19 protein-coding genes are annotated in these 25043 nt (G+C 60.6%); 6 read left to right on the forward strand and 13 right to left on the reverse strand.

Annotated elements, in window-relative coordinates; genetic code table 11:
* Nucleotides 1-110: 110 nt before the first annotated feature.
* The 3 genes from AC3WWH_RS20810 to AC3WWH_RS20820 are packed head-to-tail and all read right to left on the reverse strand — an operon-like array spanning nt 111 to nt 3350.
* Nucleotides 111-1343, reverse strand: a complete 1233-nt coding sequence (locus tag AC3WWH_RS20810) for an ABC transporter substrate-binding protein (RefSeq protein ID WP_058324377.1) — start codon at nt 1341-1343, stop codon at nt 111-113.
* Between the two features lie 59 nt (nt 1344-1402).
* Nucleotides 1403-2305, reverse strand: a complete 903-nt coding sequence (locus tag AC3WWH_RS20815; protein WP_058324376.1) for a sugar phosphate isomerase/epimerase family protein — start codon at nt 2303-2305, stop codon at nt 1403-1405.
* A gap of 10 nt (nt 2306-2315) precedes the next feature.
* Nucleotides 2316-3350: a Gfo/Idh/MocA family protein gene (locus tag AC3WWH_RS20820; RefSeq protein WP_082641170.1), complete on the reverse strand. Its 1035-nt coding sequence runs from the start codon at nt 3348-3350 to the stop codon at nt 2316-2318.
* A gap of 137 nt (nt 3351-3487) precedes the next feature.
* Here AC3WWH_RS20820 and AC3WWH_RS20825 point away from each other — a divergent pair, with 137 nt between their 5' ends.
* On the forward strand, nt 3488-4504 hold the full coding sequence (locus AC3WWH_RS20825) for a LacI family DNA-binding transcriptional regulator (RefSeq protein WP_058324374.1): 1017 nt from the start codon (nt 3488-3490) through the stop codon (nt 4502-4504).
* 57 nt (nt 4505-4561) lie between these two features.
* Here AC3WWH_RS20825 and AC3WWH_RS20830 read toward each other — a convergent pair whose 3' ends face one another.
* From AC3WWH_RS20830 to aspA, 4 genes are all read right to left on the reverse strand, one after another.
* On the reverse strand, nt 4562-5890 hold the full coding sequence (locus tag AC3WWH_RS20830) for a sigma-54-dependent transcriptional regulator (protein ID WP_058324373.1): 1329 nt from the start codon (nt 5888-5890) through the stop codon (nt 4562-4564).
* On the reverse strand, nt 5866-7686 hold the full coding sequence (locus tag AC3WWH_RS20835) for a sensor histidine kinase (protein WP_058324372.1): 1821 nt from the start codon (nt 7684-7686) through the stop codon (nt 5866-5868). Before AC3WWH_RS20835 ends, AC3WWH_RS20830 begins: the two co-directional genes overlap by 25 nt.
* Nucleotides 7687-7830: 144 nt before the next feature.
* On the reverse strand, nt 7831-9111 hold the full coding sequence (locus tag AC3WWH_RS20840) for a dicarboxylate/amino acid:cation symporter (RefSeq protein WP_058324371.1): 1281 nt from the start codon (nt 9109-9111) through the stop codon (nt 7831-7833).
* Nucleotides 9112-9174: 63 nt separating this feature from the next.
* Nucleotides 9175-10593 carry an aspartate ammonia-lyase gene (gene aspA, locus AC3WWH_RS20845; protein ID WP_058324370.1) on the reverse strand — a complete coding sequence of 473 codons (1419 nt, stop codon included), beginning with the start codon at nt 10591-10593 and terminating at the stop codon, nt 9175-9177.
* Nucleotides 10594-11651: 1058 nt separating this feature from the next.
* On the opposite strand from aspA, the gene AC3WWH_RS20850 reads away from it, so the two are divergent.
* Together AC3WWH_RS20850 and AC3WWH_RS20855 are read left to right on the forward strand one after the other, a co-directional pair.
* Nucleotides 11652-13184, forward strand: coding sequence for an FAD-dependent oxidoreductase (locus AC3WWH_RS20850; RefSeq protein ID WP_058324369.1), 1533 nt, complete (start codon nt 11652-11654; stop codon nt 13182-13184).
* A gap of 315 nt (nt 13185-13499) precedes the next feature.
* The gene (locus tag AC3WWH_RS20855; RefSeq protein WP_245299262.1) at nt 13500-14255 is read left to right on the forward strand and encodes an SHOCT domain-containing protein; all 756 of its coding nucleotides are present in this window, start codon (nt 13500-13502) and stop codon (nt 14253-14255) included.
* 83 nt (nt 14256-14338) lie between these two features.
* Here the strand turns inward: AC3WWH_RS20855 and AC3WWH_RS20860 are convergent, their stop codons facing one another.
* The 3 genes from AC3WWH_RS20860 to AC3WWH_RS20870 all read right to left on the reverse strand — a co-directional run bounded on the left by AC3WWH_RS20860 (nt 14339) and on the right by AC3WWH_RS20870 (nt 16949).
* On the reverse strand, nt 14339-15433 hold the full coding sequence (locus AC3WWH_RS20860) for a septal ring lytic transglycosylase RlpA family protein (protein WP_058324367.1): 1095 nt from the start codon (nt 15431-15433) through the stop codon (nt 14339-14341).
* 358 nt (nt 15434-15791) lie between these two features.
* Complete coding sequence (locus tag AC3WWH_RS20865; RefSeq protein ID WP_058324366.1) at nt 15792-16436, reverse strand: hypothetical protein; 645 nt, start codon at nt 16434-16436, stop codon at nt 15792-15794.
* Between the two features lie 222 nt (nt 16437-16658).
* Entirely contained in the window at nt 16659-16949 is a 291-nt protein-coding gene (locus AC3WWH_RS20870) for a type II toxin-antitoxin system Phd/YefM family antitoxin (RefSeq protein ID WP_058324365.1), read from the reverse strand.
* A 391-nt stretch (nt 16950-17340) separates the two neighbouring features.
* On the opposite strand from AC3WWH_RS20870, the gene AC3WWH_RS20875 reads away from it, so the two are divergent.
* The 3 genes from AC3WWH_RS20875 to AC3WWH_RS20885 all read left to right on the forward strand — a co-directional run bounded on the left by AC3WWH_RS20875 (nt 17341) and on the right by AC3WWH_RS20885 (nt 20061).
* Nucleotides 17341-17961, forward strand: a complete 621-nt coding sequence (locus AC3WWH_RS20875; protein ID WP_492377228.1) for a hypothetical protein — start codon at nt 17341-17343, stop codon at nt 17959-17961.
* Nucleotides 17962-18567: 606 nt separating this feature from the next.
* A complete protein-coding gene (locus AC3WWH_RS20880; RefSeq protein WP_058324362.1) occupies nt 18568-19044 on the forward strand; it encodes a hypothetical protein in 477 nt (158 codons plus the stop codon).
* Between the two features lie 531 nt (nt 19045-19575).
* Complete coding sequence (locus AC3WWH_RS20885) at nt 19576-20061, forward strand: adenosine-specific kinase (protein WP_058324361.1); 486 nt, start codon at nt 19576-19578, stop codon at nt 20059-20061.
* Nucleotides 20062-20461: 400 nt separating this feature from the next.
* Here AC3WWH_RS20885 and AC3WWH_RS20890 read toward each other — a convergent pair whose 3' ends face one another.
* From AC3WWH_RS20890 to AC3WWH_RS20900, 3 genes are all read right to left on the reverse strand, one after another.
* Nucleotides 20462-21817, reverse strand: a complete 1356-nt coding sequence (locus tag AC3WWH_RS20890) for an HlyD family type I secretion periplasmic adaptor subunit (protein WP_082641168.1) — start codon at nt 21815-21817, stop codon at nt 20462-20464.
* Nucleotides 21814-23547 carry a type I secretion system permease/ATPase gene (locus tag AC3WWH_RS20895; RefSeq protein WP_058324360.1) on the reverse strand — a complete coding sequence of 578 codons (1734 nt, stop codon included), beginning with the start codon at nt 23545-23547 and terminating at the stop codon, nt 21814-21816. The genes AC3WWH_RS20890 and AC3WWH_RS20895 overlap by 4 nt, the downstream gene beginning before the upstream one ends.
* Before the next feature lie 8 nt (nt 23548-23555).
* A partial coding sequence (locus AC3WWH_RS20900; RefSeq protein WP_492377229.1) for a cadherin-like domain-containing protein occupies nt 23556-25043 on the reverse strand: 1488 nt, incomplete at its 5' end.

Consider the following 25043-nt stretch of genomic DNA (forward strand, 5'->3'; position numbering starts at 1 on the left):
ATGGTTTTGCGGTTTTTCCGCCCGAGCGCCTCAAGCGGATTAAGCGCTTGTGAAAGGCGGCCGGCTGTTCCGGTCCGTCCGGAAGCCTGCAGGCCGCCTTGCCAGAGGCTTTAGCCAAGGACTGCCTTTATCTTTTCAGCCGCCTGGTCGAGGGCATCTTTCGACGTCATCTGCCCGGTCAAGGCCGCCTGGATTGCGTCCTGGATGGCCTTGGAGATCTTCGGCCATTCCGGATGGGGTCCACGGGGCTTTGCGAATTTGAGCTGCTCGATGAAGACCTTGAGGGCCACGTCCTTCAGCGGCACACCCGTCTCAGGGATGGCAATATCGGACCGTGCCGGCAGTTGCCCGAAATCCTTGAACATGCGGTCGTCCTGGGAGGCGAAGTACTCCAGCACCTTGAACGCTTCGGCAGGATGTTGCGTGTTGGAGAAGATCGCCCAGTTGAAATCGCCCATGGCCGACGAACGCTCCGCACCGGACTCGGGCACCGGCAGCAGTGCGACACCCCAGTCGAACTTCGCTTCGTTCACCATTCGGTCGAGCTCCCACGGACCGGAGATCGCCATGGCGGCGTTGCCGGAATTGAAGGTGCCGGTCGAATCCCACTGGCCGCGGGTCAGCGTATCCGGCGAGGCCAGTTTCTCGGTTATGATGGTTTTCCAGATGTCGAGCGCCTTGACGGCACCTTCCGAGTTGATCTGCTCGTAACTGCCACCGGCCATCTGGACCCAAGGCAGGAACTGGAATGTTCCCTCCTCGTTGGCCTTGGCCGAGAAGGCGAGCCCGTAGACGTTGGCGGAGGGATCCGTCAGCTTGCGGGCCGCATCAACCAATTCATCCCAGGTCTGCGGCGGTTTGTTCGGATCGAGCCCCTTCGCCTTGAACATGTCCTTGTTGTAGTAGAGCGCAATCGTGTTCGTGGCCTTGGGAAGGCCATAGTTCTTGCCGTCCCACATGGTGGAGGCAAGAGGTCCCGGAAAATAGTTCGAGGTCTTCACCACGGTCGACTTGGCGATCATGTCGGTGAGATCGAGGAAGGCGCCGCGTGACGAAAAGAGCGCATGTTCCGGGTTGTCGATGGCGATGATATCGGGCGCCTGCCCGGTCGAATAGGCACGCATCGCCTCACTGACAACATCGTCGAACTGGATCTGGCGATATTCGACCTTGATGCCCGTGTTCAGCTTGTTGAAGTCCGCTATCAGGTTCGGCGCGGGCTGGATGTCGCGATCGAGCGACCAGACGTTGATCGTGACATCTTCCGCCTTGGCTGAAAGTCCAAACAGAGAGACACCTGCAAGGGCGAGAGCGCCCAGGATTGCGGATCCGCGGATAGCCATTTTCTCCTCCTTTGGTTATCCCGATGCCGGCATCCTCCATGCCGGCCGACATGCACGTCTCAGGCCGGGTCGATGACGAAGTCGCCGCCCCGGCAGGTCTTAAGGTAATTCAGGCCATGGACCTGGCCGGTCATCTCCAGTTCGTCGCGATAGACCGGGTCATGCCAGCCTTCGATATCGATCGAGCCGGACCAGCCGGCCAGCCGAAGTTCGGAAATCACGTCGGTCCAATTGGTGTCGCCGAAGCCGGGCGTGCGCATGAAGACGAATTTCTCCTTGCCGAAGATCCCGTGCTCGCGGATGACGTCCCAACGGATGGTGGCGTCCTTGCCGTGCACGTGGAAGATCTTCTTCGCCCATTTGCGGATCTGCGGCAGCGGATCGATCAGGTAGACCATCTGATGGCATGGTTCCCATTCGAGCCCGATATGATCGTCCGGCGTCTCGTTGAAGATCAACTCCCAGGCGTCCGGATTGTGCGCGATATTCCAGTCACCGCTCTGCCAGTTGCCGTCCATGGCGCAGTTCTCAAACGCGATCTTCACGCCCCTGTCGGCTGCACGCTTTGATAGCTCTGACCAGATTTTCCGATAGCGCGGCAGGCTGTCGGTCAGAGGCTTGCCGCGAAGGCGGCCGGTGAAACCGGCGACGCAGGTGGCGCCGAAGTGGTGGGCGTTGTCGATGCAGTCCCGCCAGCCCTGCAGGGTATGTTCGTCAATCTCCGTCGTCTCCAGCGGATTGCCGAACATGCCAAGGGTAGACATGGTGATGTCGCGGTCGCCGATCGCCGCCACGCAACGTTTGCCAAGTTCGGCAAGATCCTGGCCGTTCGTCGTCTGCCAGAAGAAGGGCTCGAAACTCTCAAAGCCCATGTCGGCAATCTGGCTGATGCGCCTGTCGGCGCCGCCCTTTGTGGCCGAGATCATCGTGCCGATGCGGATGGATTTGCTGGGGTTCTTCAAGATTGGCTCCCTAGGCTGCAATGGTGACGCGCTTGCCCTCGCGCGCGCTGTCGATCGCGCCGAAGACCATGGCAAGGCTCTTGATGTTGTCGCTGCCGTCCGTTTCCGGCACTGTTCCCGCGTCGATCGCGCGGATGAAATGTTCGATCACGCTTGCGTGGCCGTGCGTGTCCGCACCGTCTTCGACCTCGGGCACGGCAATCGGCCCGACGGCCCGCAGGAACCCCTCGCGGCCGGTGACGACATTGGCCTCAAACCGCTCGCCGCCATCCCAAAGCAACGTGCCCTTCGAACCTGTTATGCGCCACGCGCTTTCCCAGCTGGTGTTGGCGCCTTCAGCACACCAGGAACCGCGATAGGTGAAGGCAACGTTGTCGGAAAACTCGAAGATCGCATTGGCGGCGGCGCCATGGCGATACCAGGAACCCTCAGGATTGTATTCGTGGCAATAGACCGCAAGCGGTTCCTTGCCGGACATGAAGCGCGCTGCGTCGAAGGTGTGAATGGCCATGTCCAGAAGCAGGACATTGTCCATCTGCTCGCGAAATCCCCCGAAATGCGGACCGAGGAAGAAGTCGCAATGCAACGCCGTCAGCTCGCCCAAGGCGCCGGACTGGATGAGGCGACGGATGCGACGGACACCACCTATGAAGCGGCGGTTCTGCACGATGGCATGAACGCGCGAGGCCGCGGTCGCAAGCCGGCGCAATTCGCGCGCCTCATCGAGCGTGGCGGCCATCGGCTTCTCGCTCAAAACGTGGCAGCCGTGTGCAAGACCGGCGGCCACCACCGCGCGGCGCGCAGCAGGAACGACGATGTCGAAGAGCAGGTCCGCCCGGCTTTCGCGAAGAACCTCCGGCAGGTCCGTACCGATCAGTATGTTGCCAAGGTTGAACTCGGCGGCGAGCGCTTCCGCGGTCGCCTGGTCAAGATCGACAAGGCCGACTATCTCCAGTTTCTCGCGCAGAACGCTGACCTCGGTCAGCGCCCTCAGCCAGCCTTTGGCCATAGCTCCGCACCCGCACAAAACGGCCCTGTGTCTCACGTGATTTCCTCCAAGAAACGGAAGCGGCAACTCCTCAATTGGCTTCCGTAAACGTTTACGATACTATGCGGCAACGGGTTTTTATGTCAAGAGGTGAGAAAATGACCAGTCGCGGGTCTGGGGAGGAACGCGGAAAAATGAAGGGGATTCGCGAACTTGCCGAACACCTCGATATTTCTATCGGCACGGTATCGCGCGCACTGAACGGCAAACCCGACGTCAACGAGGAAACCAGAAAAAGGGTTCTTGAAGCAGCAGAATCCCTTGGTTATGTCGCCAATCAATCAGGCCGTGCGCTCAGGAAGGGCGCGACCGGCGTCATCGGCTTCATGATGCAGACCGGCTCGGAAATTACCGGTCAGGGCGACACCTTCTTCATGAGCGTTTTCGACGGTGTTCAGACCGTCTTTGCCCGTCACAAGCTCGATCTTGTCGCCCTGCTCTGCTCCTCCGAGGAGGATCCGAACGACTATTTGAAACGCGTCGTTGCGCGTGGGTTTGCCGACGGCATTATTCTTTCGGCGACCCGGCGCCACGACGCTCGTTTCGAACTGTTGGCCAAGCGCAAGATCCCGTTCATCACACTGGGGCGAAGCCTGACCGATGTCGGTCAGCCTTGGCTCGATCTGGATTTCGAGGGCATGGCCGAGGCTTCCATCGATCGGCTCGTTGCTCGCGGTCACAAGCACATTGCGGTCACACGACCGCACGACGACATGAATCTCGGCTACGTTTTCGAGGATCAGTGCCGGGCGACCCTTGCCCGACACGGGCTTCACCTCGACGAGCGTCACGTTTTTCGTTCAACCCCGAACGAGGCGGGAGGATACCAGATCGCCCGCGAACTGAGCGCGCTTGAGAACCGGCCAACGGCAATCGTACTCATCAACGAAGCAATCACTGTCGGCCTTTATCGGGGGCTTGTCGAAGCCGGGATAAAGCCCGGGCGAGACATGGCGATCATCGGGCGCCAAAGCCCGCATTCGCAATTCCTATCACCCCGTCTGACATCCTTCAGTCTGTCGCTGCGCGACCTCGGGATTGCGCTTGCCGAGTCCCTGCTTGCAACGATGCCAGCCTTTGCAGACATCTACCCGACGAGAGCAGCGCGAATCCTCTGGCCCATGGCTCTCGTTCCGGGCGAAAGCGATTGAGCAACATTCGATCTTAAGGATATAGCCACACTGTAACCCAACGCCGATGGACCAGCATCACGACAAGCCATATTTACGGATCTTGTCATGCAGGGTCGCCTTCGGCACCAGCAATTCCTCGCTGACGCGGGCCAGGCTGTTGCCGTTGCGGCCGAGGGCTTCGGCGATGAGGGCACGCTCGAAGGCTTCGACGGTTCGCGCCAGCGGCCGAGGGGCGGTACCTGTCGCCCCACCAAAGGGCGGGAAGCCGGCTGCGATCCCCAGCACGCAGCGCTCGGCGACATTGCGCAACTCGCGCACGTTGCCGGGCCAGTCGTAAGCGAGCAGACATCGCGTGCGTTCTGCCTCAGGCGCGAGCACGGGGCGCTCGTGGCGTGATGCAGCCTGCAAAGCGAAATGCTCGAACAGGAGACTGACGTCCTCGCGCCTTTCGCGCAAGGGCGGCAAGGGCAGTGTCGCGACGTCCAGGCGATAATAGAGATCAGCGCGGAATTCGCCTTTTTCGGCAAGTACTGCCAGATCGACTTTGGTCGCCGCGATGACACGGCAGTCGACGAGGATCGGGGTGTTTGACCCGAGGCGCTCGAGCGTGCGTTCCTGCAGCACCCTGAGCAGCTTGACCTGCATGGCCATCGGCATGCTTTCTATCTCGTCGAGAAACAGCGTGCCGCCATTGGCGTGCTCGATCTTGCCGATCCGGCGCTTGGCAGCGCCGGTGAAGGCTCCAGGCTCATGGCCGAAGATTTCGCTGTCGAACAGGTTCTCAGGCAAGCCGCCGCAATTGATGGCGACGAAATTGCCGCTACGCCTTGGGCTCGCATCATGTAGGCAGCGCGCGACGAGCTCCTTTCCGGTCCCGGTCTCGCCCTGAATCAGCACGTCTGCTGCGCTATTTCCAAGCTCTCCGATGAGATGGCGTACATGCTCGATGGCAGCAGAATCTCCGATGATGCGGCTGGCGGTCGATTGCCTGTTCTCAAGTCGCGCGCGCAGTTCGCGCACCTCCAGCGTCAGCGTGCGTTTTTCCAGCGCCCGCCGCACGATCTCGACGAAGTAATCGGGCGAGAACGGCTTCTCGATGAAGTCGTGCGCTCCGTCCTTCATCGCCTGGACCGCCAGAGAAACATCGCCATGGCCAGTCATCAGGACCACCGGCAGGTCGCGATCCTGCCGTAGGAGGTCATGCATCAGGGCCATGCCGTCACCGCCCGGCAGGCGGATGTCGGTGACGACGACACCCGGAAAATCCGCAGGAACGAGCCGCCGTGCCTTTTCGGCACTTTCGACCGCCTCGACCGCCATGCCTTCGAGCTCAAGCGTCTGCTGGCACCCGAGCCGGACGTTCGGTTCGTCCTCGACAATCAGGACCTTGAGGTTGTCGCCCATGGCGTTTCTCCGATATCGGCTGCGGGAAGAGCGACAGTGAAAACCGCGCCGCCCTCGGGATGGTTCGCCCCCGACAGCGTTCCACTGAAATGGTGCACGATTTCCAATGAAATGGCCAAGCCGAGTCCCAATCCCCTGTTGCTTTCCTTGGTCGTGAAGAATGGCTCGAAGAGGTGCTCGCGCACGTCTTCCGGCAGGCCCGGCCCATTGTCATGGACCTCTACGATCACGCGCGCTGCCTCGCGTCGGCCGCGAAGGCGCAGCATGGGTGCCGCTGCGCCCTCGATCGCATCCAGCGCATTGGCAATCAGGTTGACCATGACCTGCTCCAGGCGGTTGGCGTCGCAGAGCGCCGTCATTTCGTCCGCCCCGATCTCGGTGGATACGATCACGTTTGCGCGGCGCAGGCGCTGGTCGAGCAGGAACAGCGCGTTGTCGACGGCGCGTCGGACATCGACCGGGCCCGGCATGCCGGAGGATTTGCGGGCGAAGGACTTGAGCTGGTTGGTGAGCGTGCCCATCCCATCGACGATGCTGCCGATGCGGTCCAGATTGTGCTCGGCGGTCACGATGTCGCCGCGACGGAGGAATTTGACCGCATTGCCGGAAAGCGTGCGCAGCGCTGCCAGAGGCTGATTCATTTCATGGGCAAGACCAGCGGAAATCTGGCCGATCGTTGCTAGCTTGGCGGCGTGGACGAGCTCGTCCTGCGCCGCGCGTAGCGTCCGTGTCCGCTCCTCCACCTTGCGCTCCAGTTCGTCATGGGCGCGCTGCAACGCCTCTCGCGCCCGCAGTCGGTCGCGCAGATGCCGCCGCCGCTGGTCGAGCAGCACCAGCACGATGCCAACGAAGGCACTGGCGATCGCCGCCAGCGCGGCGCGTGTCCAGGCGATAGCCCTGACCTCGCCGGCGGGCGAGAGCACGGTCAGCGACCAGCCAGTGTCGCCCATGGGAGCAGTCTGCGCCAGAAAATTGCCGGACAACTTGGAGCCGCCGTCGACGTCCGCCGCCGGAGCAAGCCGCACGAGGACAGCATTTTCATCGAAAGCCTCCTCGCGCGTCAGGCCGAGCGAGGGTAGCGGGCGGGCGTTATATTGCAGGCTGCGCTCCAGCCGCCGCCTTTCTTGATCCGGCAACGGGCGCAGCGTCGTGAATTTCCAGGATGACACGGACGCGAGGATGACGACACCGTTCTGATCAGTGACGATGACGGGCACTTCGACGGTCGCCCAGGACTGCTCCAATTGTTCAAGACTGACCTTGACCACGGCAACGCCTACAACCTCGCCATTCGCGAGCAACGGCGAAGAGAGATAGTAGCCCGGCTCGCCGCGGGTGATACCGATGCCGAAGAGCCGGCCGGGCCGGCCCCGCATGCCATCTGTGAAGTAGGAGCGGTAGGACAGGTCCTCTCCGATAAAGCTGTCAGGTCGGTTCCAGTTGCTGGCAGCAACCACATGTCCTTGCCGGTCGAGCAGATAGATAGACAGCGTGCCCGCCCGGTGGTTGAGCTGTTCGAGGTAGCGGTTGACGGTGTCGGTGAGCGGTTTTCCGCGCGCGACCAGGTCGATTACGTCCCGCTCCAGGCCAAGCGTCGCCGGGAAGTAGGCGTATTTGTCGATCTGCCTGTTCAGGCTGGTGGCGTAGACTTCGAGGCGTTGGGTTCCCGTTCTTTGCAACTCAGCGAGCCCCAGGTTCTCGCTGACGCGAAATCCGGCAATGCCGGCGGCGAGCGCCACGGCGACGAGGCCAGGCAGCAGCAAGCCGTATTTGCGAATGAAAGAGGCGATCGACATGGGAACGAATGGAAGCGGATGCGCACGCCGCAACAGTGTTGTTGTTGATCCGGCTCCCTACCACATCCGATGTAGCAGAGCGAGTATGCGGTCATCTGCCCGCCTTCTTAAGGGAAAGCGGGCAGACTGTCCTTGGGCGTCCTGCTATTCGGCTGCGGCCAGTCTTCCGCGTGTGCGCTCTTCCGTTTCGTCAGGAATGTCGAGCGCGTTTTCCCACTTGGCGACAACCGTGGTGGCGATCGCATTTCCGAGTACGTTGGTGGCGGTGCGCCCCATGTCGAGGAAATGGTCGATACCCATAATCAACAGCACGCCCGCCTCCGGCAGGTTGAACATCGGCAGAACGGCGGCGACAACGACCAGCGCGGAGCGTGGCACACCGGCGATGCCCTTGCTCGAAACCATGAGGACCAGCAGCATGATGATCTGCTGTTCCATGGTGAGCGGCAGGCCGTAGGCCTGCGAGATGAACAGAGCGGCAAAGGCTGTATAGATCATCGAGCCGTCAAGGTTGAACGAATAGCCAAGCGGCAGAACGAAGCCGATGACACGCTCCTTCACGCCGAAATCTTCCAGCTTCTCCATGACGCGCGGGTAGGCTGCTTCGCTGGAAGCGGTGGAAAAACCGACAAGCATCGGCTGGCGCACTTCCCTGACCAAGCGGAATACGTTCGCGCCGAGCACCAGGAATCCTGCGCCGACTAGCACGGCCCAAAGCACGACGAGCGTTGCGTAGAAGCTGCCGACGAACTTACCGTAGACCATCAGGATGCCGAGACCCTGGACGGTGACGACGTTGGCGACGGCAGCAAAAACGCCGACCGGTGCGAAACGCATCACATAATCCGTCACCTTCAGCATGACCGGGACGGCGCCCTCGATGACCTCGATCAGGGCTCGAGCCTTCGTGTCCTTCAAGCTGCCGAGAGCGAGACCGAAGAATACCGAGAAGACGAGAATCTGGAGGATCTCGTTATTCGCCATCGCCTCGAAGATGTTGCGGGGGAAGACGTGGGTGATGAAGTCCTTGAGATTGAGCGAGGAGGTCTTCAGGTCGGCCGAGGCCGAGACATCGGGCAACGGCACGCCAACATTGGCGCCGGGCTGGAAAAGATTGGCGAAGACGAGGCCGATTGCCAGCGACGCGAGCGACGCCATCAGGAACCAGCCGAGCGCCTTGCCGCCGATGCGGCCGACGGTCCGGGCATCGCCCATGCCAGCCATGCCGGCGACGAGGGTCGTGAAAATCAGCGGCGCTATGATCATCTTGATCAGCCGCAGGAAAATGTCCGTCACCATCGCGAAATAGCCGGCGATATCCTTCGCCACGGCCGGGCTGCCCGAGAGCACGTTGCAGCCGTAGCCGACGACAACCCCCAGGATCATTGCGATGACGATCCAGGTCGTCTGCTTGTTAATCTTCATGATAATCTCCTTCCTCCCCCGCCCGGTTCATCCGGACGGTTTTTCAGTCAACAGATGGGTGGTTCAGCTGCGCGCCGTGATCGGGCGCGGTTGGGTTAGCGCCTCGGGGCGCAGGACTTCGGCGAGCGCTTCGGCGGTCATCAGCCCGCGCGCCTCCACGAGTTCGGCGACGCCCTTTCCGGTTCGGTGCGCCTCCGCCGCGACTTCGGTCGCATTGGCGTAGCCGATGATGGGGTTGAGCGCGGTGACGATGCCGATCGAACCCAGCACGCTCGCCTCCAGGCGCTCGCGGTTCGCGGTGATGCCGTCGACGCACTTGTCGGCGAGGATCAGGCATCCCCGACTGAGGTGGCCGATGCTCTTGAACAGGCTGTGGGCGATGATCGGCTCGAAGGCGTTAAGCTGGAGCTGGCCTGCCTCGGCCGCAAAGGTCACCGTCAGGTCGTTGCCGATCACCTCGTAGGCGATCTGGTTGACGAGTTCAGGGATCACCGGATTGACCTTGCCGGGCATGATTGAGGAGCCAGCCTGGCGCGGCGGCAGGTTGATCTCCCCGAAGCCCGCCCGCGGTCCGCTGGAGAGCAGGCGAAGATCGTTGCAGACTTTGGAAAGCTTAACCGCGACGCGCTTTAAGACGCCCGACAGCTGGACGAAGCTACCGCAATCCTGTGTGGCTTCGATGAGATTGGGCGCAGTGATCACGGGCACGCCGCTATCCTCCGCGAGCAACTGGCAAACCAGAGCCGCATAATCGGGATGGGCGGTGATGCCCGTGCCGATGGCAGTCGCGCCGAGATTGATCTCGCGGATCAGCAGTGCGGCCTCGCGCAGCCGCTGCTCGTCCTCGCCAAGCATCACCGCGTAGGTAGAGAACTCCTGCCCCAGCGTCATCGGCACTGCATCCTGCAGCTGGGTCCGCCCCATCTTGAGGATGTCGTGGAATTCGTCTGCCTTGCGTTCGAAGGCTGCGCGGAGATAGGCCATTGCATCGATCAGGCGGAAGATCCCGCTGTAGGTCGCAAGCTTCAGCGCCGTCGGATAGACGTCGTTGGTGGACTGGCCGAGATTGACATGTTCGTTCGGGTGCAGGCGCCGGTAGTCACCGCGGGCGTGGCCCAGGATCTCAAGCGCCCGGTTGGCGATGACCTCGTTGGCATTCATGTTGGTGGACGTGCCGGCTCCTCCCTGGATCACGTCCACCACGAACTGATCGTTGAGCGCGCCGGCCTCGATTTCGTGGCAGGCGGCAACAATCGCCTCGGCCCTCTCGGCATCGAGCTGTCCCAGCTCCATGTTCGCCCGCGCCGCCGCCATCTTGATCTGCGCGAGCGCGCGGATCAGATCCGGATAGTGTGAAATCGGAATGCCGGTCACCGCAAAGTTTTCGACGGCGCGCAGCGTGTGAACGCCGTAATAGGCGTCCGTGGGGACCTCACGGTCCCCGAGCAGATCATGCTCTGTACGGCTCAAGGTAACAGTCATCGGGCGTTTTACTCCTCTCCATCCACCCGCTGCCGAGCGAGTGTCACCTGAAGAGAGCAACACGCGTGCCAATTCGAGCGGGCCCGAGCCGTGCCGCTAAGTCATTGAAGTCAAACGTTCCGGTTTGCCGAGCCGTTGGGCAGTGTTCGGATTTCCGAATGGAGAATGGCTTGCGCGTTCGGTGTTCCGAATGATCTAACCCCATTTAGTGACGACACCGCCATGAACCGAGCGGCGCATGGCCTGGACGTCGCTCCCGCGGATGCATCTGAGGCGACCCGGCTTGCAACTACTTTCCTCGCCACCGGGCGGTCATCGTGATTGGCAAGGCAAGTGGCCGGTAACCCTGCAAATTATCTCTGCCAACGCGAGCAACGGGCCGAGTAAATCTACCGGCCGCAATAGCCAGTTGTTGGCTTGGTTTTATCGCCCGATCGGCTGACAGGCGATCCTCGGATTGCGTTTGTTGGAAATCTACCTTGCTCCACCACACGAGCGGCCGCTTAGGCATCAGCGCGGGAGAAATCGAAAGACTGAAGTACGATCAGCGGATGCATGAGTTGAAGCCAAGCGAATTCAAAACTCGACGCTCTCGACCGGAGTCGAACCATCGGTCGCATAGTTTGCCACAGCCTCAGACCGCAACTCCAGCATTCCGAAAACCATCAAGCCAAAGAGCCGCGTGCTCTTTCAAGCTGCAGATCTCGGCGGTAATGCGAGCATAAGGCGGCATCGAAGTCGTCGGGCAGTTCGCTCACCGCCCTACTTGCCTCACTGATCGTTCCCAGCTGCGCAAGACACGCCACGTCGTTCAGCTGCGAGCGGGGCCAACTCCGCCGGCTTGAAGTCGAAAATGGTTCGGAAAATCGCAATTGGCACAGCGCCGGTGCCCGGGTTGCTCCTATGGGGCATATTGCAAAAATTGTGCGCAACTGCAGGTCAAATTCACTTGCCTGGGAGCCGGAATGGCGGACAATCCCAGAGGAGTTGCCTGTTGGGTAGGGAAGCCCAGCGTCGCAGTGGGCGACACCGGCAGCTGCCCTTCGACGGAGGAGAAGATGGCCGGTAACCATTCGGACCCGAGCGGACCCGACCTCGCCTTCGGCATTGCGCACGCCGATCTCCCCGATGGCGGAAAGTTTGTCGGTCATCGCGATGGCGAGCCGGTGCTTCTGGTGCGCCGCGGATCCGAGATCTTCGCGATAGCCGCCAGCTGCTCGCATTACGGTGGGCCGCTGGTCGATGGCCTCGTCGCCGACGACACCGTTCGCTGCCCCTGGCATCACGCCTGCTTTGATCTGCGCACCGGAGAGGCCCTGCGTGCTCCGGCGTTATCGCCGCTCGCCTGCTGGTCGGTTGAACAGCACGGCAACAAAATAATCGTCGGCGAGAAGCGCAAGAAGCAGTCGCCGGTTTCACGCGAAGGCGATGCCGGAGCGGCTCCCGAAAAGATCGTCATCGTCGGTGGCGGCGCCGCCGGCTTTGCCGCCGCCGAAAGACTGCGGCGCGAACAATTTCAGGGCGCCATCGTCATGATCAGCGATGACGAGGCGCTGCCCGTCGACCGCCCTAACCTTTCGAAGGACTATCTCGCCGGCAAGGCGCCGGAGGACTGGATCCCGCTGCGCAAGGAGGGCTTCTATGCCAAGAACGGCATCGACGTGCGCCTCGGAACCAGGGTTGCCGGCATCGATGTCCGCGCCAGCGAAATCTTGCTCGCCGATGGGGCGCGGGTCGCCTTCGACAGACTGCTGCTGGCGATGGGCGCCGAACCGGTTCGCCTGACCATACCCGGCGCCGACCAGCCTCATGTCCACACGCTGCGCTCTCTTGCAGACAGTCGGAAGATCATCGCGCAAGCCGGCACCGCACGCAGCGCCGTCGTCCTGGGCGCCAGCTTCATCGGCCTCGAAGTTGCCGCCGCCCTTCGAGGCCGCGGTGTCAAAGTGCATGTGGTGGCACCCGAGGAACGGCCGATGGAACGGATACTAGGGCCGCAGATCAGCGATTTCATCCGCGCCCTGCATGAGGAAAATGGCGTCATCTTCCACCTTGGGGATACTGCGGCGAGCATCGGCGCAACGGAGATCCAACTGAGCAGCGGCGGCATCTTGGCCGCAGACATGGTCGTTATCGGCATCGGCGTCCGGCCGCGGGTCGATCTCGCCGAAGCGGCCGGGCTCGCCACCGATCGGGGCGTCCTGGTCGATGCCTATCTTGAGACCAGCGTGCCGGGCATATATGCGGCCGGCGATATTGCCCGGTGGCCCGATCCCCATAGCGGCGAGAACATCAGAGTGGAGCACTGGGTGGTGGCGCAGCGGCAAGGCGCTGCGGCCGCACTCAACATGCTCGGACGCCGGAAGAAGTTCACGGATGTGCCGTTCTTTTGGAGCCAGCATTACAACGTTCCGATCAACTATGTCGGCCATGCCGAGGGATGGGACGAGATCGAGGTCGAGGGCGACATTCCCGCCAAGGACTGCCTCCTGCGCTTCAAGCGCGCCGGACGTGTGCTGGCGGTCGCCACGATCTTCCGCGACACCGAGAGCCTCGAGGCAGAACTGGCGATGGAGCGGGGCGAGGCCTAGTAGTGACGAATTATAGCGAGTTTGACGAAGCACATTCGCAACACGCTATGACAAGCTCTTCGCCCACTTCAAATCGAGAAACGCCTAGACTGCATTGAAAGGCAGGACAACGCGCGGGTATTATCGGCGTACTGGATTTCACCACGACCGCTAAAATCGGATTTGCAGACGTTCAAACGGAACAGACAGGCGACCTCAGCGGAGAGGCGTAAGGAAGCGATCGCGATGAGACAACTCAGTGAAGAGGGCCGACGAACCCTAGGAGGGATTGCAGAGCGGTACGGGGTCAGCCTCGGCGCGGTGGAGCACCTTCTGATGGCGATTATCGCCGGGCAGGCGACACAGGCCCAGTTCAACCATCCCGATCTAGGTGGGATGGGGCAATGGTCGCAGGGCGGCATGATCATGGTCGGCGACATGTTCAACAATGCGCTGAAGGCGAACGTGGCCGGAGTTTGTTCCGAGCTTGCGGCCTTGGTGCGCGGCATGGATTTGCTGCGCCCGCAGACGTCGCACCAGTCCCAACATCAAGACCAGGGCGGCGGCGTCAGCCTGTTCGTGCCGGGCGCGCGTTCGGCTGGGAACTGGTGGCCCGAGGAGCTCGGGCATCCTGCCTCGACCGGGGCGCAGAATGACCTGCGTTATGCCTTTTTCCCGACAACCCGACGGCTAGCGATCGATATCGGCGGCCGGGTTATGGTCTATGACACGAAGGACCATCGCATTGGCGGGTTCTCGCAACAGCAAAGCGGCGACCAGTCGCTGAGCTTTACCTCTCAGTATGGGCTGGTGAAAATTTCGGAACTGGATGTGATACGGCAGGGCGGCAAGGAACCGGCAGACACGCCGGCTACCGAAGCATCCGCCGCCACGGCTGCGCCGTCGATATTCGCATCGTCCGCGTCGGAATCCGCCGAGCCACAACAGGGGGCACATCCAGCGCCGGAGGCGGTTCGGTCGGATGAGGACATTTTCGACAAGATCGAACGCCTCGCGGCACTTCATGCGAAAGGCATTCTCACGGATCAGGAATTCGAGGCCACGAAGTCGGAGTTGCTCAGCCGACTATAGTATCCGATGAACCGGGCTTGCCACGGAGGTCAATGGAAGGCTTTCAATCGAGCCGCGCCGGGGGATGACGACCATCAACGACGCTAGGTAAGACCTAATGTTGTGCCCCGCCAGCGGCAGCCGTTTTGGCAAGAGCGGCGTCGCATTATGAAGATTACCCCGGTAAGACGCTTGGTGCCGCTGCCGGCCGCCAGAGGCAGAACTTGAACCCCACACATGTCGCGCAGACCGTCATCGCCGTCCTCGTCCAAGCAATATTTGACACCAAGCGTCGCCAGGGAGGGCATTTCGTGAGTCTGTGGTGCGATCTTGGCGCTTCGTGACATCGATGGTGTGTATTCGGACAGCCAATCAGGCAACATCCCGAGTTGGTTGGATGTGTGTGACGCGACCGCGGAGGTGGTCCCAGTCTGGTAGGAGGCGCTCGGTGTTTTTCCGGGAAGGTTCGTCCGCGTCGGAGAGAAAGACTGACTGTCGCTTCGCAACTGGTCGCCAATCGACTGATCCGAGGCCACCATCACGCCGGTTGCGATTTGAGGCTCCGGATTGACGGCTGGGAAACGGTCACTCTTCTTGATGTAGGAGGCTAGGAGGTAGGGCATGTCGTCCCCACCCAAGCGGGCGCGCCCCACATACTGCACCCGAACGGATGCCGTGCCACGGTGCTTCAGGTCCAGCATGTCTGCTGCTTTGCTGGAAACGTCGATGATGCGACCCTTTCGATAAGGACCGCGATCGTTGACGCGCAGGATGAGCGAAGAACCGTTTTCAAGATTGGTCACCCGCACATAGCTGGGCAAGGGAAGGGTCGGATGTGCGGCGGACAGGTGTTTCGGGTCATAATCTTCGCCGTTTGCGGTCCGCCTCCCCCGAAAAGCTGAGCCATACCAGGAAGCTACCCCCTTCCTGTCGTAGTTCGGGTCCTCCTTCGGAAAATAGCTCTTGCCTTTCACTACATAGGGCTTGCCAACCACATAGCGGCCACCGCCCTTGGCGACATTCTTGCGGTGGGCGACCCACGGGTTAGCCTTCGCTCCGAATACCTTTTCGGAGATATATGCTTTGCTGCGGTTCGTGTTGGGCGCTTGCGTGGTCGTACAGGCAGCACAGCAGGCGCAGATCACCGTAATCGCGAACCATCGCACACCTTTCGCAGGCGTATTTACCTCAATGACCATCTGTCCAACGCTAGCGACGGACTTCCATGCAACTGCGGCACGCCTCGACATAAGCGCTCATCTCGGCCACGCGCCTGCAGTCTGTACACTGGGTCCAGAGACAGACGGAATAGCAGCTGTGGCACTCGTCGATGCATCACTGCACTTGCGGTCTCGCCATTAATTCGCTCCATCCGTGAAGTAACTGTAAAATCAGATCTGATGCCAAAAAGTTCCACGGGGACACACGCGACGTGTCACCCCACGGGGGTCGACATTCCCGCGGCTGTCAAACTTAAATGGCTGTCGCCTCGGCGGCTTCCGCCAGTCGATGCACAGAGCGCCGGCCAAGCGAGGGGCGCTCTGTGCAGCCGCTGAGCTAGTTTGCCAAATCGTAAAACTGTAAGTAAATCTGCCCGGTCGAAGTCTCTATTGGCGCTGTATAGAAACTGAAGCTTTTTCCCTCGCCGGAGGTAACTGAGAATGTCGCGCCAAACAGTTGTAGGTATTCTGGAAAGTCGTGCTCGGTCTGCTCATCGAGTTGGGCCTTGATTTTCCACCGACCCGGATCGCCCTCCTCTGTATATTTATAGGTGATACTCAGTCTCGTTGAACCAATATAAAACTGAAGCTTAATTTCGGTTTTGTCTGCCTCGAATCCAGAACTGTTATCTACAAGGAACGTATCACTTTCGCCCTGCGGAATTGGCTCCAGAACTTTCGAAACATTGCAGGAAGCTGGATTGTAGTTATAGAGAACTATTGGTTGCGACGAATTGTTCGTGACCTCTATCTCCAGAGAATCGCCGTCGCCCCCACCGCCCGTTAACAGCCCCGCTAAACCAATACCAGCTTGCGACCAGGACGCTGCGGCCCCAGAAATCGCTCCAATTGCCGCCCCGATGAATGCGCGGGGGTTTCGAAACGTCTCATTATTGTTGGCTTGAAACAGATTAAGGTCTTTCACTGCTTGTTTGCCGGCACCATCATCAGAATCCAGCCATACAATGTCGCCAGTGCTCATAACGCTAACCCCTTGAACCGTTGCAAAATGAGAGTGAGTAGACACTCGCGGCGGGAGCATACGTCGCAATCACGCTGTAAAACCATCGGTAGAATCTATGGCAATAGAACTACTTTTCGGTTCAGCCCTCCGACAGACGGTTAGCCTCCTAGCAAATATTGATCGAGTCATGCCCTGCCCGGGATAGGCGTTCCGGTCGGTACATTATCCAACTTCAGAGGTCTAAAACAGGAACCCGTACTTCCGTCGATTGGACACATTGAATGCCGGCATACAGCGGGTGTTCGACGCCGAGCGGCTCACGCCGACGTCCCAAGCGGGACCGCCAAGCAGACCATCGACCAGCGTTGGCCGGCCGGCGCGCAGAGCGTCGTAGTCATGAGCGGACAGCACGACGGCCGTGCGCTCACCGCGCAGCGCGACAATCTGGGGGCCTTCATGGCGCGCCTTCTGCACCAACTTCGACAATTGGTTCTTGGCGTCCTGCAGTTGCTTGCCATTGAAAGTGCCAATGTACCATGCGGCCGATCGACGTCCTGCGCGCGACGCCGCACGATCGGCAATCTAGATTGTCCGTCCGCGCGCACGACTGATCTTCGAGGGCGATACCGGCGCCCTTATGTGACGACGGTTTCCCCTGCAGTCGCGGTCGCGTCATCCGAGCTCGGCTGCAATCCGTACCGGTAGGGGGCTCACTCCAGAGGCCGCACCTTCAATCTACAAATTGCTGAATTAGCGCGGCATTATACTTGACACTGGAACTCATCATTTCATAGAACGAGCTCGCTCCCAGACCGGTTCCCAATCGCGTTTCGGAGCAGCAAATCACGACAGTCCGAAGCATCGGACGTGCCCTGTTTCGGGGTGCGAATGCATTCGCGCGTTTTCTTGGGGGAGTTGGGAAATGGGTGTTCTGGATCTTTCTCTGTCGTCAGCACCGCAGCTGGCCTCATACATCCGTACAACGCTACGGCTAGTCCATTTCTCGGGATTGGTTCTCGGGCTCGGCGGCGCGGTGTTTCTTGATCTGATGTTGTCACGCTACCGTCGGATGATCGTCAGCTCGGAACTCGTCGAACACGTCGAATGGATCAGCCGGTTTATCGCGGCCGGACTCTTGCTGCTCTGGGCCTCGGGCTTGGGATTTCTCCTTCTCTATCAAGTGACCGAACCCGATAAGCTGCTCAACCCGAAGATCTGGGCCAAGGTGACGATCGTCAGCATCCTCACTGTCAACGGCTTCGCTATCCATCGCTTCGTGATACCCTTCATCCGCCGCCAGATCGACTCCGCGCTCCTCTCGGAAATCAGACCCGCCACGAAGACCGCTCTGATAGGATGCGGCGTGATTTCGATTGTTTCCTGGAGCGTGCCGGTCATCCTCGGCGCCGCGCCGCAACTGAATTTTGTGGTGCCGTGCGAGATCATACTCGGAGGCTACGCGCTGCTGTTAGTCCAGGGTTTTATTATCGCCACTCTCGTCATGCGCGACCGGCGCGACAGGTGTGCCAGCATCACCGCCTGAAACCGCGAGAGCCAGGGGTTTCCTCGATATCCAAACAGACGTGGTCAATCGCCAGATACAGCGCCGGTTGCTCGAGGCGACTGTTGAGCCTGCGGGCAAAATCATGTCCAATACCCTCCCTGCAGAACGCCTGAACTTGTGCTGCAGAGCCGAGCGCGTTCGATCGTCGCTGCAGAGCCTGCACGTCATATTCATGTTGCTACCTATTGGATTGTGGAGGACACTGGCTTTCAGGCGTTGCCTGAAGGCGGAAACGATGGATTTCGAGAAGAGCGGACGGACACGCCTGATGGTGCGGCTGCCGAGGCATCGGCAACAGCTTGCGAAGCTAAGGCTCCTTTCGCTGAGTACCCTGTTAGAGGCTTGTGGCATCGCGGTGATCACCCGGGATGAACTCCGAGGACGCGCGATCTCAGGCGAATCTCTGATCGCCCAAATACGAAAGCAACTGTCAGGCGATCGAAGACAAAGTGGTGAGCTTGCTCACCAATGTCAGTCCCCGCTTTGTCAATTGGGTGCCCGCCTCTTAGCCTGTGACTTTCTCGGCGATCGGACACTGCTTCCCTTCGCACTGTTTGCTTCACCCTCGAACGCTAGAGGCAGACGATGGAGCAACGGCACTATTTCCACGTCGTCGTTTGGACCGCTCAGAGTGGTGACGAACCGATTTTTCTGTTCGGGGACCTGAGTGAGAAGCAGCTCAAAAGGCAATTTCTCAATCCATATCACACCGGCGGGAACATCTTTGCGCAGCAGAAAGTTCTGAAAGCTACGGAGCTCACGGCGGTCAGGATCATCGAAACGCCGAATGTAAAGGACGAAGCTCTCAAGGCGGTGCAAGAACGCAGTTTGTGGCGGATAGAGGAGTTTAGGCGGCAGCGAAAGTGGGCATCCATGACGTCAGCCGGTTATGGATGGGACGATGACGACATTGCCTATGCCGGCAAAGACGTCACCACCAGCTATGTCAACGGTAGGCCTGGTTCCCCTAGCCTACTGAGCCAAATCACTCACAATCATTGGGTCCGAGTCGTGGGCGCCGGGCTGGTCCTTCTCTTGCTGCTTGGGTGGCTTAACGTTTGAGGTCCCAACCATCGGGTTACTGGACCTTTGGTTTGCGGAAGGGATGCAGTGCCGCGAATGCCGTCCACGAGCAGAGGCTCAGTCATGCTACGACGAGCGCGCCGGCGAAATCCGGAAGGGTTGGCGCTTCTCTAGCGCGATACAGAACGGCCATCGTATTGGTGCTGCCTTACTGGCGTTGTCGCAGCTCACGTTGTGAGCAATGCGATCTGAGATTGAAAAAGGACCCAGAACACCACGAGGATGATCAGGAGCCTTCCGTTCGTGCGTTCGAATTCAACAGACCCCGTCTGGCGGGGAGGGAGCCGTCGGATTTCCCCGATATCGGATACCGAATTCACCCATAAACGACGATCCCCAGCATTTGAAAAACTGACCTCACGCTTGGTCTTCGCCTCCCTTGTGTTGGTCGATCCGCGAAAAAGTGAAGGTGACAGCGCTGGGGGGCCAAAGCGGTCTCATATGGCGGCTTGAAATCGCCTTCCGTGGTCCTACCTACCATTGCGTTGCCTACCTTGAAGGAGCGCAGCCATGGAACTCACCGTGGTGCCCATCGTCAAGCCGGACGCCGCCAACTTCATCTTTGGCCAGTCGCATTTCATCAAGACTGTGGAAGACCTCCACGAGGCGCTGGTGGGCGCGGTTCCTGGCATCCGCTTCGGGCTGGCCTTCTGCGAGGCCTCCGGTAAGCGACTGGTGCGCTGGTCGGGTAATGAAGAAGCCATGCTCACCCTCGCACGTGACAACGCATTGGCCATTGGCGCCGGCCACACTTTCCTGATCTTCCTGGGCGAAGGATTCTTTCCCGTCAACGTGCTGGCTGCGGTGCGCGCGGTGCCAGAGGTCTGCCGCATCTATTGCGCGACGGCCAACCCGACGCAGGTGATCGTCGCGCAAACGGAGCTGGGCCGCGGCGTGCTCGGCGTGGTGGATGGCGCCTCACCGCTGGGTGTCGAAACCGACGCGGACATTACGTGGCGGAAAGACCTGCTGCGAAAGATCGGCTACAAGCTTTAGTGTCTGGATTAGGAGACGTCAGGGTCTCCCGTACGGACAATACCGTCAAGCCCATGATCCAGGCAGGGACTCGTTCGTGCGACGCCAACGTTATGGTGCATGCGGTCGGCCGCACGCCATCTCCCTGGCGGCCTGGCGGCACTCTCGTTGTTCGAGGATGGATTTGCAGCACAGCACGAGTCCATACCCGGAGAGACGTTTCTTGCGACCCGAAGGTTCGTCGGTTGTCGTGGATTGGTGGCCCGACTTTCGAGCATCCGCCACCCCTACCCCTTGCGTGAATGCTGGAACCAGATTTCCCCTAAAATATATCGCATGGGCGAGCGGCGTTCGCTTCCGCGGAGGCCCTATATAGAAGCTTGATTGGGGGTCGCGTAAAAAACTTCGAGACCGGGCAATTCTAGTTTTCCCGCATAGCCCTGCGAAACGTTCGCGCAAGCGGTTCCCCGATATACGCAAGCATCGTTCGGCTGCCGGTGCGGATCATCACTTCGCTGGTCATGCCAGGGAGCAGCTTGCGGCCGGCAAGCTTGTCGAGCTCTTGCTCATCGACCACGATGATCGTCGTGAAGTAGCCGGCGCCGGTCCTGTCGTCCGTCATGCGATCGGCCGATACGAGCTCAACGCGCCCCTCAAGCGGCGCCATATCGTAACGTGCAAAGGCCGATATCCTGACATGTGCCGTCTGCCCGATGGCGACGGTGTCGATGTCCTCCGGGCGGACCATCGCCTCGACCACCAGTTTCTGGCCGAGGGGCACAATCGACATCAACGGCTCGCCGGGGCGAACGACACCACCGGCCGTGTGCACCTGCAATCCCATGACAACGCCGTCGACGGGCGCTCGGATGTCAGCGCGGGCAAGCACGTCCTCTGCCGCGCGCAACTGCTGCTGAAGATCGAAAAGTTCGGCCTCCACTTTGCTGAGCTCGGCAACCGCCTCGTTCAGGCGCGTCGTGGACAATTTCATGATCTGCTGTTCAATCTCCGCCATCGACTCCCGAATTCGTGCGATTGCGGCGATGTTCGTGGCGCGCTCCCCCTTGAGCTCTCCCTGGCGCCGGCGCAACTGAAGGTGCCGCTCGCGCGTGGCGAGGCCCTTCTTCGACAGCTTTTCAAGATCAGCCGCCTCTGTTTCAATGGACGCCATCACTTGGTCCTGGGCCTCGACCATGTCTTCGAGCCCTTTGATCTCATTCTCGCTTTGCAGGGTGCGCTGATGCAGAATGCCGGTTTCGTTGCCAAGAGCCAGACGCCGCGCCCGAAAAACTTCGCTCTGCACCGCAACCGCTTCTCGGGCAGCCGAGTTTGACGAGGGCGTCAGAAGCTCCTGTTCGAACGCAATCTCGTCCTTTCCGTCCCGTTCGGCCCGCAAGCGGGCGGCCGACGCCTTGCGAGACATGACACGGTTTCTAAGGAGTTCCAAATGAGCGGCCGCCTGTGTGTCATCCAGCTTGATCAGGACCTGGCCACTTTTGACGTGTTCGCCGTCAACGACCTTCAGCTCCGAAACGATACCGCCTTCGAGATGCTGGATCACCTTGCGCTCGCCCTCGACCTTGACGACGCCTTGCGTGACTGTCGCACTGTCGAGCGGCGCCAGAGCTGCCCAGCCGCCGAAGATGCCAAAGAATGCGAGGACCACCACACTCCCGATCGCAATGGCGGGCTTTAGTCGCGGCTGAAGCCGCGGGTCGTCAGAAGCCGTGTATGCCGTGGGATCGCCGCGACCAAGGGCTATCAGCTTTGCAATCATGCGCTCACGATCCCCAATCGCGGGGCAGCTGTCGCGGCTCGCGCTCGCTCTTCCATTGCACGGAACACATCGCTACGCGGACCGAAGAGATCGATCTGACCGCGCTGAAGCACGAGAACCTTGTCGACGCTTTCCATCATGTTTGAGCGATGGGTGATCAGAACGACCGTTCGTCCCGCAGCCTTCAGCCTTTGGACCGCATTGTAGAGCGCCTGCTCACCATCCCGGTCGAGGTTGGAATTGGGCTCGTCCAGGAGCAGGAATGCAGGATCGCGATAGAGCGCGCGCGCAAGTGCGATGCGTTGGCGTTGGCCGCCCGAGAGCACCGCCCCCGCCTCCCCGATTTCTGTGTGGTAGCCTTTCGGGAGCCCTTTGATGAGCTCGTGGACCCCGGCCTCGCAGGCAGCGCGCACGACATCCCGGAACGATTGCTCGTTGAGTTCCTGAAATCGAGCGATGTTCTCGGCGACGGTTCCGGAGAAAAGCTCGATGTCCTGTGGCAGGTAGCCGACATGCTGGCCACGATCGGCGGTCGCCCATTGCGCGACATCCATGCCACCGAGTAGCACCCGGCCGTGGCCGGCCGTAGCAGCCCCCACGATGAGTCTTGCCAGGCTCGTCTTGCCCGCCGCAGACGGACCAATGACCGCGAGTACCTCGCCGGGTTCGAGCTGGAAGCTCACGCCCTTCAGGATTGGTTCGCCGCCGCCCTCGCGCGCAACAATGACGTTCTCGACGACAAGCCGTCCCTCAGGCCGCGGCAATGGCAGAATGGGCGCTTCCTCACGCCGAGCGCCGGCCACTCCCGATAGTCGCTGATATGCAGATCGCGCGCTCACGATCGCCTTCCACGTGCCGATCGCCTGCTCGACGGGTGCGAGTGCCCGCCCCATCAAGATGGAAGCCGCCACCATCGCGCCGGGAGACGCTTCGGCGTGCACGACAAGATAGGCTCCGAGCCCGAGAACACCGATCTGCAGGCCGAGACGCAGGAAGCGTGCCGCCGCGGCAAGGACAGCCGAACGAAGGCTTGCAGTCGCCTGCCCCTCGGCCGCAGCCTTCTGCAGCGGCTTCCAGCTGGACATCAGCGCCTGCAGCATTCCCATGGCCTGTATGGCCTCAGCATTTCGGATCGCTGCTTCCGCTTGCGCATAGGCCTTGCTCTGAGCACTGTTCGCGTGGGCAACCGGCTGTCGCGTGACAAGCTCCGTAAGCACGGCCAGAAGGAAAAGCGCTATACCGCCACCCAAAGCCAGCCAGCCGAGCCAAGGGTGCAAAAGGAAGATTGCCGCAAAGAAGATAGGCGCCCAGGGCGCGTCGAGTATCGGGAAAATTGCCGAGCCGGTCACGAAGTTCCCGAATTGCTCGAGGTCACGCAGCGTGCGAGCGCCGCCATTGCCCCGCTTCGCGGACGCCTGTTCGATCGACGCGGCAAGGAGCACCGGCGACAGGCGACCGTTCAGCCAGATCCCGGTTGCGATAAGCAATTGCGATCGCACGGTTTCCAATATCGCCAAGGCCAGGAGCGCCACGACGGCCATCACGGTGAGCGCCGTCAGCGTTTCGAGGCTGTGGCTCGAAAGCACCCGATTATAGACCTGCAGCATGTAGAGCGCCGCTGTCAGCATCAGGATGTTGATCGCCGCACTGAAGGCTATAAGCGGCCAGGCGGCACGCCGAAGTTCGGCCATTACCGATTGAAGCGAGGACTGGTTGGGTGCTCGGCTCATCTTCGCTCCTAGGAGAACTGGAAATCACCGGCATTCACGTTGGCGAGGCCGAGCAGCGTGACATTGTCGAGTTCCGTAACAAGGATCGCGCCACCTGCCGCGCTGGGATTGGGGTCGTAGTAGACCGCGGCGTGCCCCAGATCCGAGTTGTGGAAGACGAAGAACGCGCCGATGGTGATGTTGCCGTAGCTGTTGATCGTGCTCTGGACTGCGGCATTGGAAACGCTCGCATCTGTTTTCACAGCGATCTCAGTGCCAGCGGCATTGATCGCAGCGTTGTTGCCCGACTTGAAATTCTCAACGGTTACATCGTTGTCTCCAAGGGAGAACTCGCCCGCTCCGGTTCCCACATCAAAACGCAGCCTATCGATCGTCGTTGAATTCGTAGCTGACTCGAAATCGGTAACGTGGTTTGTGGCCGTGCCGAAGTTTCCGAAGACAAAGGTGTCGTCACCAATACCGCCGGTGAGAATGTTGTTGCCGGCCCCGGCATTAAGGGTGTCATCCCCGTTACCGCCGACGAATACGTCGTTTCCTTGCGTTCCGCTAAGCGTCAGGTTCGCGGTGAGGGTATCCTCGTGGTTCTTTCCATCAATGTACGAGTAGTTGTAGCTCAAGGAGCCCAGGTTGATATTATTATCATTGCCGGTCGACGCCACGGAGGGCGTCTGAATGGTGAACTGGGCGGTCGACGTGTGCCCCTGTCCATCGCTGACCGTGTACGCCAGGGTGGCCGCTTGGTTGACATTGCCCGTGCTCACGTTGAACCCGGTGATCACCCCGCCCGCAGTCACCGACGTGATCGTCCAACCGCTCGGCAGCGAGCCGATGCCCGCCCCAGAAATCGAAAGGGCGTCTCCGTCAGCATCCGTGTCATTGTTGAGCAGCCATGCCGCCGAGAGGAATACGGACGTTCCGGTGGATATGACGATAACATCATTGCTTGCCACCGGCGCCGCATTGGCAGGCGGACTGATCGTGATCGCCACAGTATCGGTATCGCTCAGGAATCCGTCCGACGTCGCCACTGTCAACGTATCGGTGCCGCTGTAATTGATATTGCCGAGATAGCTCAGCGCGGCCAGCGCCGCATTGACCTGCACGAGCGTGCCGCTGATCGTCACCGCATTGGTGTCGTTGTTGCTAACCGTCGCACCGCCGCCCGTTCCAACCGTCAGCTTGCCGTTGGAAACGGAGAGTGTCGTGGTCACGTTGGTGCTGTCCACGTCGGCCACGGAAACACCACCGATGGCGGTGGCAGTGTTCGAATTGACGGTCTGTGCGCTCGGCACCCCATTCACAGGCGCGTCGTTGACCGGGGTGATGTCGAGGCTTGCCGTGCCGGCGACGCTGCCGCCACTGCCGTCCTCGATCGTGTAGCTGAACGAAACCCCGGTGTCGTCATTGGTGGCCGGCGTGTAGGTCCAGGTGCCGTCACCATTGCCGACGAGCGTGCCATTGCCGCCGCCGTCGATCGTCAGACCCGTCGCCGTCAG

The organism is Ensifer sp. EB106-03-01-XG145, from assembly GCF_058792075.1.

Bases quoted from the DNA above. Each gene is read 5' to 3' on its own strand.
- AC3WWH_RS20825 (WP_058324374.1), top strand. From the start codon at position 3,488: ATGAAGGGGATTCGCGAACTTGCCGAACACCTCGATATTTCTATCGGC.
- AC3WWH_RS20840 (WP_058324371.1), bottom strand. From the start codon at position 9,111: ATGAAGATTAACAAGCAGACGACCTGGATCGTCATCGCAATGATCCTG.
- aspA (WP_058324370.1), bottom strand. From the start codon at position 10,593: ATGACTGTTACCTTGAGCCGTACAGAGCATGATCTGCTCGGGGACCGT.
- AC3WWH_RS20895 (WP_058324360.1), bottom strand. From the start codon at position 23,547: ATGAGCCGAGCACCCAACCAGTCCTCGCTTCAATCGGTAATGGCCGAA.
- AC3WWH_RS20880 (WP_058324362.1), top strand. From the start codon at position 18,568: ATGGAGCAACGGCACTATTTCCACGTCGTCGTTTGGACCGCTCAGAGT.
- AC3WWH_RS20890 (WP_082641168.1), bottom strand. From the start codon at position 21,817: ATGATTGCAAAGCTGATAGCCCTTGGTCGCGGCGATCCCACGGCATAC.
- AC3WWH_RS20885 (WP_058324361.1), top strand. From the start codon at position 19,576: ATGGAACTCACCGTGGTGCCCATCGTCAAGCCGGACGCCGCCAACTTC.
- AC3WWH_RS20875 (WP_492377228.1), top strand. From the start codon at position 17,341: ATGGGTGTTCTGGATCTTTCTCTGTCGTCAGCACCGCAGCTGGCCTCA.
- AC3WWH_RS20835 (WP_058324372.1), bottom strand. From the start codon at position 7,686: ATGTCGATCGCCTCTTTCATTCGCAAATACGGCTTGCTGCTGCCTGGC.
- AC3WWH_RS20865 (WP_058324366.1), bottom strand. From the start codon at position 16,436: ATGAGCACTGGCGACATTGTATGGCTGGATTCTGATGATGGTGCCGGC.
- AC3WWH_RS20830 (WP_058324373.1), bottom strand. From the start codon at position 5,890: ATGGGCGACAACCTCAAGGTCCTGATTGTCGAGGACGAACCGAACGTC.
- AC3WWH_RS20850 (WP_058324369.1), top strand. From the start codon at position 11,652: ATGGCCGGTAACCATTCGGACCCGAGCGGACCCGACCTCGCCTTCGGC.
- AC3WWH_RS20810 (WP_058324377.1), bottom strand. From the start codon at position 1,343: ATGGCTATCCGCGGATCCGCAATCCTGGGCGCTCTCGCCCTTGCAGGT.
- AC3WWH_RS20860 (WP_058324367.1), bottom strand. From the start codon at position 15,433: ATGGTCATTGAGGTAAATACGCCTGCGAAAGGTGTGCGATGGTTCGCG.
- AC3WWH_RS20855 (WP_245299262.1), top strand. From the start codon at position 13,500: ATGGCGATTATCGCCGGGCAGGCGACACAGGCCCAGTTCAACCATCCC.